Annotated in this window: 8 protein-coding genes; 3 read left to right on the plus strand and 5 right to left on the minus strand. The window is 44.3% G+C overall.

What is annotated here, in order from left to right; translation table 11 throughout:
• Positions 1 to 6 precede the first annotated feature (6 nt).
• The 3 genes from H70737_RS29120 to H70737_RS29130 form a co-directional block, all read right to left on the minus strand.
• Positions 7 to 1,587 (minus strand): response regulator, encoded by a 1,581-nt coding sequence (locus H70737_RS29120; RefSeq protein ID WP_331281407.1) that lies wholly within the window; start codon positions 1,585 to 1,587, stop codon positions 7 to 9.
• A gap of 5 nt (positions 1,588 to 1,592) precedes the next feature.
• The gene (locus H70737_RS29125) at positions 1,593 to 3,329 is read right to left on the minus strand and encodes a sensor histidine kinase (protein ID WP_042192986.1); all 1,737 of its coding nucleotides are present in this window, start codon (positions 3,327 to 3,329) and stop codon (positions 1,593 to 1,595) included.
• A 100-nt stretch (positions 3,330 to 3,429) separates the two neighbouring features.
• Positions 3,430 to 3,864, minus strand: a complete 435-nt coding sequence (locus H70737_RS29130) for an Lrp/AsnC family transcriptional regulator (RefSeq protein ID WP_042192988.1) — start codon at positions 3,862 to 3,864, stop codon at positions 3,430 to 3,432.
• 158 nt (positions 3,865 to 4,022) lie between these two features.
• On the opposite strand from H70737_RS29130, the gene H70737_RS29135 reads away from it, so the two are divergent.
• Positions 4,023 to 4,505, plus strand: a complete 483-nt coding sequence (locus H70737_RS29135; RefSeq protein ID WP_042192990.1) for a VOC family protein — start codon at positions 4,023 to 4,025, stop codon at positions 4,503 to 4,505.
• Here H70737_RS29135 and helD read toward each other — a convergent pair.
• Together helD and H70737_RS30540 are read right to left on the minus strand one after the other, a co-directional pair.
• Complete coding sequence (gene helD / locus H70737_RS29140) at positions 4,469 to 6,892, minus strand: RNA polymerase recycling motor HelD (RefSeq protein WP_042192992.1); 2,424 nt, start codon at positions 6,890 to 6,892, stop codon at positions 4,469 to 4,471. The genes H70737_RS29135 and helD overlap by 37 nt on opposite strands.
• A 309-nt stretch (positions 6,893 to 7,201) precedes the next feature.
• Positions 7,202 to 11,260, minus strand: a complete 4,059-nt coding sequence (locus tag H70737_RS30540; RefSeq protein ID WP_231573522.1) for a glycosyl hydrolase 53 family protein — start codon at positions 11,258 to 11,260, stop codon at positions 7,202 to 7,204.
• 352 nt (positions 11,261 to 11,612) lie between these two features.
• Between H70737_RS30540 and H70737_RS29150 the strand changes: the two genes are divergently transcribed.
• Both H70737_RS29150 and H70737_RS29155 read left to right on the plus strand, forming a co-directional pair.
• Positions 11,613 to 12,155: a sigma-70 family RNA polymerase sigma factor gene (locus tag H70737_RS29150; protein ID WP_231573368.1), complete on the plus strand. Its 543-nt coding sequence runs from the start codon at positions 11,613 to 11,615 to the stop codon at positions 12,153 to 12,155.
• Positions 12,148 to 13,305: a DUF4179 domain-containing protein gene (locus H70737_RS29155; protein ID WP_042192995.1), complete on the plus strand. Its 1,158-nt coding sequence runs from the start codon at positions 12,148 to 12,150 to the stop codon at positions 13,303 to 13,305. The genes H70737_RS29150 and H70737_RS29155 overlap by 8 nt, the downstream gene beginning before the upstream one ends.
• The last annotated feature ends 9 nt before the right edge of the window (positions 13,306 to 13,314 follow it).

A 13,314-nucleotide genomic window follows, 5' to 3' on the forward strand; every position in this document is an offset into this window, starting at 1 on the left:
ATCGATTCAGATTTTATTTTTCTTCCGGTACTCGCCGGGCGACATGCCCATATATTGCTTGAACTGCCTATTGAAATAAATAATATTTTTATATCCGGCTTGTTCCGCAATCTCATATACTTTTTTCGTTGGATCCTCGAGCAGCTCGCATACCCGCTTCATACGCAATTCACTTAGAAAATCGCTGAAGAGACTATTGGTTTCGACCTTGAACAGATGCCCTAGATAGTTAGGGGTAAAGTCGAAATGTGCGGCGACCTCGTTTAGCGTTATTTTTTGATCTAATCTTTCTTTCACATACTCCGTGATTTCATCAATTAACTTGCGCTTTTGCCTTTGGCGTTTCAAATAAAGCAGCTCCGACAGTTCAAAGAATCTTCTTCTCAGCCACGAAAGGATATCATGCACCGTTTCGAACTGAAACAGCACAAAAGGATGATGAGAATCCCAATTCAAAATCTCGTACAAATGCTCATTCATTTGCTGCAGATCAGCATGAAGCTTAGAGGTAATCCGGATAATGATATCGTAGATGTCGTTTTTCTGGGAGATCGGGCTGTCTCCGGCAAATAGCTGAAGCAAGCAATCATCAATAGTGGTAAGGTCGTAGTCGAGCATAGCTTTAAGCATACGATCCACAATAACCTCTAAGTCCGAAGCCATCTTTTCCTTTGGAGACCATTCCGAGGCATCTTGGATCAACCTATTCTTCCCTACGATCCATTTAATGCTTAGAGCGGCCTGCGCCTGCCGATAGGAATCATGTAGCTTGACCGGGTCGGTTGTGTACATTCCTCTTCCGATCGTAATCGAACAGGAGAACTCCTGATAGAACGCTCGAATCAACTCTTCCAGCAAAGCTGTAAAATATTGTTCCTGAACCGCAGCAAGGATCACAAAGTGATAGTCATAAGTCGTAATCACCATGCCCAAATTTTGATCCTGAGCAAACTTTCGGATAAACTGATTGGCAGTGCTGCTCCACAAACTCCGCTCTTCTTCCGTCCAGGTTTGGATTTTTCGCGCCATGTCGTCGATCTCAATGATGGCAACCGCTGATGCACCTTGTAAGTATGGCGTGAGAACGTTGTGAATGTGCGTTTCAACCTGTCCCGGTGCAGCCTCGTTAAACCAACGCAGCAGTAGCTCCTGATTAACAAGCGTCAGCGTTTCCGACAAGGAAGTACGCTGCGTCCTCTCTTTCTCAATCTTTGTGCAGAGTTCGGTCAGCGTCTCGTTCAGCTCGTCATCATCCACAGGCTTAAGCAAATAACTGTATGCGTTCAATTGAATCGCTTCCTTGGCATAATTGAAATCCTGATGTCCGCTAATAAATAGAATATGGACATCTGGGTTAATCTCCTTCGCTTTCCGTGCAAATTCCACGCCTGACATAATCGGCATACCGATATCAGAGAGAATGATATCTACAGGGTGCTGCTCCATCATTTTCAGAGCGGCAAACCCGCTTGTTGCCGTTCTCACGCTATGCAAAGGCAAATGATCACTGCCGGCTACACGCCGTCTAAGCCATTCCAAATCGATTACTTCATCATCCACCAGCAGAACATTGATTTCCATCGCCATACTCCTCACTCCCCCATCACTTCCCTGATCTCTGCATTTTCCACCGGTAAAATAATTTGAACTGTCGTTCCCGCTCCAAAATAGCTACCGATTTGAATGCCGAAATCGCTCCCGTATCGCAGTTTAATTCGTTCTTCCACGTTTCTCAGACCGTAGCTGCCTGGTTGATATGCGCTTGATCGCATGTTTTGAAGTGTCTCCGGCCGCATGCCGATCCCGTTGTCAATGACCTTGAGTTCGATGCGGTCACCCAGCCGCTTTCCAGTAATACGAATCGCAATGGTCTCCCCAAACCAGGCGTGCTTGAATATATTCTCCACAAACGGTTGTAAAATCAGCTTAATAATAGGCACCTGTAAAATTTCCGGATCGACATCATAATAAACCTCAAAGGCGTCCGCATACTTCACTCTCTGAATTTCCAGATACATCCTCACCTGCTCCAGCTCATTTTCAAGGGAGATATATACATGCCCATCGTTTAATGTGAGTCGATAAAATTTGGAGAGACCTTGTACCATCTGCGTAACCTTCTCCACTTCCCCCAAATTGGCCAAACTGCCGATGGTCGACAGCGTATTGTACAAGAAATGCGGACTGATCTGGGCTTGAAGCACATCCAGCTCCGCTTGCTTTTTCTGAATGCCCTGCACATAGACGTTCCGGATGAGTTCCTGAATGCTGGTCGCCATTTGATTGAAGCTATTAGCGATATAGACAAATTCATCGTTCCCTGGAAATCCGATTCTTTTATAAAAATTACCCTCCTGAAAAGATCGAACCAAATACACAATCCGCTTGATCTTCTTGCCAGATATACGTGCAACTAGAAAACCGATAATAGCCATCACCAAAAAACTGATGGAACAAACGGTACTAATCACCTTCCGCATTCTACTAGCATCTTTGTTCAAATAAGAGTGAGGTACGCGCGCCTCAATGACATAGCTTGATACCGGAATATCTTCACTAATAATTAAATAAGCATCTTGTTTCGTATCTTCAGCAGCAACACCTTGTTCATACAAAGTCATTCCTGTAGCCCTATCCAACAGACGAAGTTCAATCCCCTGTTCAATCGGAAAAGTATCAAAATTACCAAATAGCTCATCAATCCTCGCCGTAACGCGAATATATCCGATAATCGCAGGTGCTGCCTTGGAAGAAACAAGCTTGCGAAAATATGAAATATTACCTAGCTCACGGTCGGTATCCGCTTGAAGCCACAAACTATCTTGATTATTCGCAACAATCGACTTAAACCACTCCGTATTCTCGATCACCTGATCAGAAAGAACATAATAATCACTTCGACCGATAGGTGTCGACATATCATCACCAGTAATTTCAAGCATCGTCTCATTGACCGTAAAAAGCGCAAGTCTCAGCTTGTTCCCATACAGTTGCAGAGGGGCCTTCATATAAGGAACGATATCATCTCTCATTTTGAGCATATTTTCCAAAGGATCTCCCCTGAACTGAAGGGCATTCTGAAAATTCGTATTTAGAAACAGCGAGTTGGTCATTCGTTTGATTTCATCTGTCTGGTATTCGATGTTGTTCCTCGTCTGCTTTAATGCAGTCCGGACATTCGTTTCGGCCATTTCAGTCCTGGACTCTACGAGCATTGTATAGGCTATATAGCCAACCAGCACATCTGTCAGCAATACAAGAATGAGATACGGAATCATCATCTTGTATGTGAATGGAATATACTTTTTACTAGACAGTTTCCTCTCCATGCGCATGCTCCCTTATATACGTATCAATACGAATGCTATTTTGACCCATTTTACAATGAAAAGAAAGCGGTTACTATATCTTGTATTTGGAAACTTCGCTTTAGAGTAGCACTCTGTTCTCCAAAATATTTTTCAAGCTGATATGCGATTTGGAAGGTCCGAACTTTATAAGATGATCTTGAAATTCAGCAAGCGCCTCAATCGTTGAGGTCTGTACCTTAATGAGATAATTATATTCTCCACTAATGCGGAACAAATCGGTAACTTCCATAGCATCGTTGCAAAAATCGATGAGCTCTTGGCAATGTTCTGTTTTGATTAGAATAAAAGTAGTCGTACCCCGGTTCAGATCCCGCAAATTAAAAGCTGTATGATACCCCGATATGATGTTCCTTTCCTCCAACTTAATGATTCTTTCTTTAACGGATGGTTGTGACATCGAAACCTCTTTGCTGATTTGTGAAATGGGCATTCGAGCATTGTACTGCAATAATTGCATAATCTTTTTATCAATATCATCCATAAGATGTTCCATATCAAGCGCCTCCTAGCTCTTTTTAATAAATAAACCCATTCAACTAAAATACCTTATATTCAATAACCATGTCAGGATAAAACACTTATCTTATATATGTATCTCCTATTTTAATCCAACTATAATAAATAGTACATTAGATATAGGAGTGATTAATAATGAGCGTAAAAGGTCTTGCACATATAGCGATTCAAGCCAAAGATTATAAAGCAACAATTTCATTTTACATTGACGCCTTAGGATTTAAGTTAGGTCATCATTGGAGTCTGCCCTCCTTTCAAATCAAAGAAGCTTCAATGCTTATTTCACCTGATCAAAGAACTTGCATAGAGATTTTTGATAAGGATGCAGTCATTGCAGCCCAAGGCAAAAAAGCCTTGTCTGAAGAGGATATAGCTCACGGAGCACTCTTACATTTCGCCTTCTATGTGGATAATGTAGATGAAATGTACCAAAAAGCCCTTGCTCATGGAGCAAAGGCTTTTATAGAACCAGATTCGCTTTCTCTTGGTGAACCGCCTCTTCTGATCAAGAACGCGATCGTTCACAGCCCCAATGGGGAAGTTATCGAATTTCTTGAAGAGGTTGATTTTGATATGTCTAATTACACTTCCTCATACAAAGAGGTATCCAAGGCTTGAATAAAGCCCGACCAATCGCCTGTCGTGTATAGCAGAAGCCGATGCATCGCGCGCGTACAAGCTGTATAAAAGAGTTTACGTTCGCTCTCCCGATGATAAGTCTGTGTAGAAGCATCGTAGATTAGCACGGCGTCGAACTCTACGCCCTTAGCAAGATACGCAGGAATAATTAGCGTTCCCTTCTCAAAGGTGAGTGTCTCCTTCGTAATAAGCCGCAGATTCTCCCCACCCTGAGCAAGCAGTGCTTCATAGGCTTCGCGGCTTTCCGCAGCAGTCTTAGTAATAACGGCGATGGAGTCGAGACCTTCGGCCATAAGCGCCGCAAGCTCCTCTTTTATCCGTACCGCCCGCTCCACCTCATTGCTAGCCTTCAATAGGTGCGGCTTCTTGCCGCCCCTATCAAAAGGCACGATCTCTTCATTAGGTAGCAGCGCCTTCGTAAACTCCACAATCTCGCGAGTCGAACGATAGCTTCGGATTAAACGAAATAGATTCGTTTCCTCTTCACCATAAAGCCGGATCAAAGGAGAATTCACCTCTTGCAGATTCGTCGCTTGCGGGAAAATCGCTTGACTGAAATCGCCGAGAACTGTCATGCTGGCGCGGGGAAACAATTGCTTGAGGAACGCGAATTGGAACGGCGAATAATCCTGTCCTTCATCAATAAATAAATGCCGCACCATTGTATTCGTACGCGAACCCTCGATAAGCTCTTTTAAATATAGGAATGGGGTCTCATCCTCATAAAACAGCTCGGTACGGCTCAACTTTTCCTTCGTCTGCTTACAAATTTCTGACCATTGGTCAGGCACTTCGGTCTCACCCGTCATTTTCTGATAAGTGGCTTCATCCCTAAATAACTGCTCGTATAATCCAATCGTATCTATGAATTTCAACCGTTTGGCATCCCGTCTTAGCGGTTTGAAGTGCTCCTTCACGATCATACGACGCAGTAACTCATCTTCCTGTGAGCTAAAGTCAAAGACATTCTCTTCCCCGTCCTTCTGAGTACGAAAATCGCCATAGATTTCAAGATACTGCTCTGTAAAATCGAAGACAGCTTCCTCTCGCCGGTACTTCTTAAGCACCTCACTGTAAGCTTCGGCATATTGATCGTTGTCGAGGTAATCGACTTCATCTTGAACCCAGGGCGCTTCCATTTCCTGACGCTCTAGCTTAGTCAGCTCACGCAGCAGCCATTCACGTAGTAAAGCAACGCGATTAGCCAATCGTATAGAGCTGTCGTAGCTGTAAAATTGCGACTTCATTTGCTCCGCAGTAATCAACTCGCGGTCCCGGAAACGGATACTGTGGAACAGCATACCTTCTTTGCCTAACCATAACGCGTAGCTTTGAAGAGCATGCAGGAAAGCCTCAGAAGCCTTATATTGCATCCCCGTTAACCGTGCTTCATACCCCTGCGAGGATTGTGACGTCAGTACATATTCAATCTGCTCGAAGGGGTCCTCCAAATTCATCGTGGATCCGAGCCAATAGGCAAGGTACTCCTGAAAGGTCGTTTGCTGCATATTCTCTTCGCCGAGCTCAGGGAGCACCGTCGATACATAACTGTTAAACATCGGATTTGGCGAAAAAAGAACGATCTGATCTGCCTTGAGCCTATCGCGGTGTTTGTATAATAAATACGCTACCCGTTGCAGCGCTGCAGACGTTTTTCCGCTGCCAGCCGCTCCTTGCACAATAAGCATACGGCTTTTGTCATTGCGGATGATGGCGTTCTGTTCCTTCTGGATGGTCGCCACAATGCTCTTCATTTGTGAATCTGCGCCTTTGCCAAGCACCTGCTGAAGCAATTCGTCCCCGATCGTTAAGCTCGTATCGAACACGTTCTGGAGCTGACCGTAACGGATCTGATATTGCCGCTTCAGCATCATCTCACCTGTAATCTGTCCTCCCGGCGTTTCGTAAGTAGATGGCCCTGGGGAATGATCATAATACATGCTTGCAATAGGCGTTCGCCAGTCATACACCAGAAAGTCCACACCGTCTGCATCAACGAAAGAAGCCACTCCGATATAAATTTTCTCACTCAAGCCCAAACCATCTTCTTGAAAATCCATTCGCCCAAAATAGGGAGATGGCAGTAGCCGTTTCATATTCTTAAAACGCTGCACCCGCTGCCGGTGGCTGCGCTCCCGCTCCGACAACAACGCTTCTTGCTGCTTTATACTGTAGAAGGTCTCTTCGAAATCTTCGTCTGTGCTCGTATTGACCGTGACTTCTTCCCAAAACCGCTTGCGAATGTCCACCACTTGATCACGTAGCCCAGTCACTTCTGGCTCTAGTTCTGCGATTCTTGATTGCAGCTTTTCCGTAACCAAATCAAGCCGATCTTGTTCTTGCTGCCAATCCATTACATTTACCATCTTCACGAACACGCTCCTTTTCATTCTTGTTATAAAGAAGCAAAAATTAAAATTTGACAAACTGTTAATCCACATGGTATTATAATAGTGTAGATAAGATGTTACACTTATGTGTAAATTAGTGAAATCAACAGTGATTATTTTATAATATCACGATCTTTCTTTGCATGCAAATTATTTATATAAGTAAGAAGAACCAGCAGACTCTGCTGGTTCTTCTTTTTTTTGAATGCCAAGCTTGGGCACATATAGAGAATAGACAAAAAGACCGTCCTAAGGACGGTCTTTTTTCTTACTACAGTAAGTTTACTATTTAGTTTGCAGCAGATTCATAATGATGGTTACTGCCTCTGCTCTTGTTGCCGTCTCATTTGGTGCAAATACATTGCCGTTACGCCCGCTCACAATGCCTGATTTCTTCACGGCTGCAACCGCATCCTTTGCCCATGCAGGAATTTGGCTATCATCAGCAAAGCCTGTTGATGCCGCCGTTGTTAAATCTCCCCCTGCTGCTCTAGAGATCATAACTGCTAGCTCCGAACGTGTTATGCTCGCTGCCGGACGGAAGGTAACATCCTCATAGCCGCGTATAATCTTCGCCTCTAAAGCTTGTGCAATGGACTTCTCAGCCCAAGCAGGGATTGTATCTGTGAAGCCCAATTCCACACCGTTTCCTGTTGGCTTCAGCGCATTCATCAGCATCACCGCAAATTCAGCGCGTGTCACCGCACCATTCGGTTTGAACGTTCCGTCGGTATAACCCTTGACGATCCCTTCGCTCACCGCTTTCTTAATATTAGCCTGTGCCCAATGTCCCGAGATATCGCTAAATTGAGCCTCTGTTGTCGGTTCAGTAGATGCATTGGTTACCGGTAATCCAGTCGCTTGATCCACTACGAGTACAGCAAACTTCGTAAAGTGATCCACATCTGCAGCAATGCGATTTCCATCTATTTTGCCGCCATTAACTTTCACCCAGCTCTTCTTCACTTCATCATAATAAAAGATCGCTACAGTTTGGCCGCTCTTCACTTGTCCTGAATCGAACACAAAGGTTAGCGTGACTGGTTTATTAAAGTTCTCCGCGAAGTTTTTTAGAACTTCATAGATCGGGCTTACGAGAATCTCATGATTGCTGAGAAGATTCTGCGAATCGAGCACTTTCTCAATCGTTAATACCAACTGCTTGCCTGAAGCATTAGCTGGAATTGAAATCACAAGCCCATTATCCAATCTGACTTCACCCGCTTGACCTGCAGGAAGCGTCAGTTTCCCATTGGAGGAGATAACCGGAAGTACGACATTAGAGGTACTACCACCATCATTACCACCGTTTCCATTACCATCAGAACCGTTATCTTGCGCAGCTCTCGTTATTGTTGCTGTGTATCTCGTACCTGTGCCATCTTGGGCAATTACGAATAACTCCAATCGGTTACTACCTACTTCAAGGGGAAGCTCTATGCTTGTTGCCCCACTTGCCAAACTTATCGGACCGGCCACAAGTGTATTGGCACTATTGTACATACTCACTGTCAAGGTACCATAGACAGCATCGCTGGCCGTTGCCGTCACTGTGAAGTTAGATAAAGAATACGGTACACTCGCTGTATAGTCGTATACACTTCCGCTCACTGTTTGATCCAATGTTATGCCGCTCAAATCCAAGCTATTCAAGCTTGCACTAGAACTTAATGTTGTAAACGTAATCTCTTGTCCGTAGCTTACTCCGGTTGCATTCACTGCGTAGGCACGTACATGATAGGTAGCTCCAGATTGAAGTCCTGCAAGACTTACTGAAAAGGCTCCTGTTCCACCTGATTCAGCTATAACTTTACTATCCTCAATTGTCGGATTGGCACTAGTAGAATATACGATTCCTCGCTCTGTAACCTTAGCGCCACCGTCCGAAGTGATATTTCCTCCAACCGCAGCTGTCATAGAAGTGATATTTTGTACTTCTGCATCCGTATCAACAATAGCAGGTTCCTCAATACCTTTGACAAAGCTTAGATAGAAATCATCAATCGATCCCCATGCGCCGCCGTCTGCTTTGATATTAGCTCCGATTGTAAGGGATCCATCGGTAACGAGAATATCCTGGATCTCAGGATTATTCCACTGTGCCCATCCTTTCACACCGGTGTTTACTTTTACTTCCTTACCATCCGTTACAGCAAACAGATTCATATTGGGGTTGGCAGCATCTCCCCCTTGAATAAACATCGAAAGATTATAATATCCCGGCTTCAGACCAGAAATAGTCTGCTCTACTCTAAAATCCACTGCTTTCGCAGAGTAGAAATGTAGTGAATAGTTGCCTGTTTTGGCATCTGTAACTTTATTTTGGTAGTCTGTATGTGGAGCATTAACGTCAGCATAGGTGATTTTCCACATGCTTCTATCGCTATTTTCAAAGCCTGCGTTGATGATAAAGTTCTCTTTTTTAATAACTAGAAGAGCCTTTACCACCTGACCGCCTTCCGTCGTTCCACCAATCACATAGCTGCCCGCACCCTTGCTAATGGCTTGCTCAAGCGCAACTTGATCCCAAACCACTGACATCTTGCCGGAGCTTCCATCATTGTAAGTAACACTTACGTCTGTTGGCAGATGGATTGGCTCCCCAGCAATCGCCGTTATCGAAACATCCTTAATTTCATCTACAGCAATAGGGGCCACTGCGCCTGTATTCACATATTTGAACACATTCAGCGAGGCAAGCGGATGTCCGTTAAAATCAAACAAAGCCTGGTTATCAACGGCACTTCCGCCATACCATTCCCCTGCATCATCAGGGTCATATTCCTTCGCGTAGCTGGATGCCCAACCGGAACCATACTGTTCCCAAATCAACTTATTCTGCTTCAGATTTTCTTTCGGACCTACCGGAAGCCAAGCAGGCTCCCAATAAAACACGCCAATTCCCGCTTTACCCACATTCGCAACCGCTTCGATCACGTCTCTAACTGAGTTAGCCTGACCTTGAACGCTGATAGGGTAGTTTAAAGTTTGACCTGAACTTTGCGGCGCTGTATTTCCGTGTCCATCCCCGTCTTCTGCGGTATACGCGTAAGAGGTTTCGGCTACCATTACTTTTTTACCATAAGTATCAGCTACTTGCTTCAACACGGATGTCAAATTGCTTAATGTACCGTGCCAGAATGGATAATAAGAACTTGCAAACACATCATAGTCTACATTGTTATCTTGCAAATTCTTCGCTATAGTGGCATATCTGCCTGCCGACTCCGGATTTGTAAAATGCAGAGCAACCAGAATATTAGGATCGATCTCCCGAATGGCTTTGCTTCCCTCATTGAACAATTGGCTCATCTTCGTCCAATTAGATTCACCAACAAATTGTCCATTCGTTTCATTGCCTACCTGAACCATGCCAATATCAATACCTGCATCAAGCAGGGCTTGCAGGCTCACTTTGGTATATTCGTAAAGCGCTGTCTTCTTATCTTCAAAACTCAAATTTGCCCATGCCTTAGGCGTATGCTGCTTGGCCGGATCGGCCCAAAAGTCGGAATAATGGAAGTCCACTAGCAGCTTCATACCGTTTGCGGTCGCTCTTTTCCCAATTTCAATCGCGGTGGCCAGATCATTATTGCCACCACCATAACCTTTTCCAGCTGTATCAAAAGGATCATTCCATATCCGTACCCGAACGTAATTAACCCCGGCTTCATGTACGGTTGTAAAAATATCCTGCACTTCTCCGTTTTCATTGTAAAACTCGACTCCGCTATTCTCTAAAGAAATAATACTGGAGATATCCACGCCTTTAATAAAATCAGGCTGGAGTCCTTCCACCTTCTTTACAAAAATATCCGCCGGCACCGGCTGGGTCGTATCCGTACTCAACTGTTTCAACTCAAAGCTGTCCAGAAATCCATATGCGCTTGGAGCGCCGCTTATGTTCGCACCAACCTCAAGACTCGGGGTATCCTGCTTCAAGATAAATTTCAGGGTGAGCGTTCCCCAAGCATTATAGCCAGTGGTAGCAACAGCGGATGCCTTCTCGTCACCCGCAAACAATTCAACATTCCCCGTCTCATTGTCAGTACCGCCCATCGACTTGACTGAGAGCTCATAACTTCCCACAGGGAGGTTCGTTATAGTCTGCTTAAGCGAGATGGTCTGGTTTCCAGTAGCGACTTTGTTAATCCAATATTTGAAAGCATGAGCTCCTTCATCTGGATTTAGCCAAGTATCATCGGCATATGCAAAATGCTTAATTTCTACTTGATTCCAATCTGACGTATCGACACTCCATGATCCATCTTCCCAGAAATTGTCCTCGAAACCGCCATTTACTATTAAAGAACTGTTCGAATCTGCAGCCAAAGCACTCCTCATGTTGAATGAGAATGAACTTAGCAGCAATAACACTGCTAAAAATGCAGAGATACCCTTTTGATTAACTCTCACGTTCTGATCACCTTCCATTCTAAATTTTCAGATGCATATGTGTGCGTCCTAAGCTATGTAAGCACTTACAAATCAATATACCAATAGTTAAAATATTTAGTAACGGATGAAAAGATAACATTTTGTATGCTTAAGCAAGCTTTATAGGCTTTAATCTTCGTTTTCCATTATTCTGGAATAGATGATATTAAATAGATTTCAGATTTTTTTATCCAAATATAACTTTTTGTATACCTTCTCCATCTAATCATACAGAGGGCCCTCAAGGAGGAAAAATCATTTGCTGGAAAACGAACTGGATATCAAAAAAGCGCAGAAAGGCGACCACGAGGCGTTTACCCGTCTTTTTAGGCAACTGGAATCCCAGTTGTACAGATTAGCCAAAACCATTCTGCTAAAAGATGAAGATTGCGCGGATGCTCTTCAGGAGACGACACTGAAGGTGTATAAAGGGTTGGCCAACCTTAAGCAGCCTAAGTTTTTTAAAACCTGGGTTATACGCATCCTGATTAATGAATGCAATCAGTTACTTCGTATGCGAGAGCGAACTATAGCTGTGGCGGAAATTCCCGAAGAACCGGTCGATTCCTATGTGCATTTTGAAGATTCAGGCAACGTAGACCTGCAAAGCTTCATTAATCAGTTGGACGAATCCCTGCGGCTTGCTATCGTGCTTTTTTATTATGACGATTTATCCATTAAGCAGATTGCAGATGTGCTCGACATCTCCGAAGGAGCGGTCAGGGCACGACTTCATCGCGCACGGAGATTGTTGTCCAAACAGATACATCCTGTGCGGGAGGAGGGTCTTGCTAATGAATAATAACAATTTAGAAAAGCAGATCAGGGAGCTAGGAAAGGCTAATATACAGGAGCTTCCACCTTTACTGCGGTCGCGGCAGGATTCGATTTATGCATCACTCGCCACAATTGTTCAGGATCCTGTGGAAAAGAAAAAGAAAAAACGGATATATCCAAAAATCGCAGCTGCTGTATCTGCAGCGATAGTGCTAAGTGTTATGCTAACGGCCGTCTATCCGCCAACGTTGGCCAATGCGCTCAAGCAGCTTCCATGGATAGGCGGAATTTTTGAACGGGCAGATGATATAGGATTGCAAGCTGCTCAGCGTCTGGGTCTGATTACCCGACCGAATAGCAGTGATACGCATGATGGAATCACCTTGTCTGCCGAAGAGGCTGTATTTGATGGCAACCGATTGGCATTCTCAGTGAAGCGCGAGGGAGAAGGGCTGGACGGGAAGCTCACCGGCGTGACGATTGGAGCGGATGGGAAGCCTTTTCTAGGCAAAGGTTCAATAATGTCCGCAGAAGTTTTGATCGATGGGGTTTCAATGGAGGAATTCTCAGAGGGTCATTGGGAAGCTGTTCCTTTTCTAACCTGGATGGAAGGCAAGGAGCAGAGTACAGCTATTTTTCAACTGGTGGATTCTTCGAATTTGGGGATCACCAAGCCTTTCCCTGATCAATTTGAACTGACTGTAACCCTTCTCTTAAACGGTATAGATACACCATACATTCTGGAGATTCCTGCACGTAAGGTTACAGAAAATAGTATTGTCGTACCTGATATGCGCGCACAAGCAGAGGGATGGAGTCTGACGCTGCAAAAGCTGGAATATAGCCCATTAACCACGCGTCTGTTACTCAACATTGAACAAGAGACTGACGGGGATTACGCAGATTTTAATACATTGGGCTTTGAAGTGACGGATGAACAGGGACTGGTTTTGGAAAATATATCGCAAAAAGCACTCCTTTCATCCAATAGATCACAGGATCTGAATCTGCTTGTAGAGCCGTTCGAGAAACATCCCAATATGCTCACAATCCGTGGCTATCTTTATGAGTTCGAGGATCCAAAAAGTAAGAGTGGCGCATTCAAAACAGACAGTTCCGGAAATCCTGTGAAGCATTATATCGATGGCCTGGAAATAAACGTGCTAGTTAAATAAACACTAAGG

This window comes from Paenibacillus sp. FSL H7-0737 (genome assembly GCF_000758545.1).
Lineage (GTDB): Bacteria > Bacillota > Bacilli > Paenibacillales > Paenibacillaceae > Paenibacillus_AQ.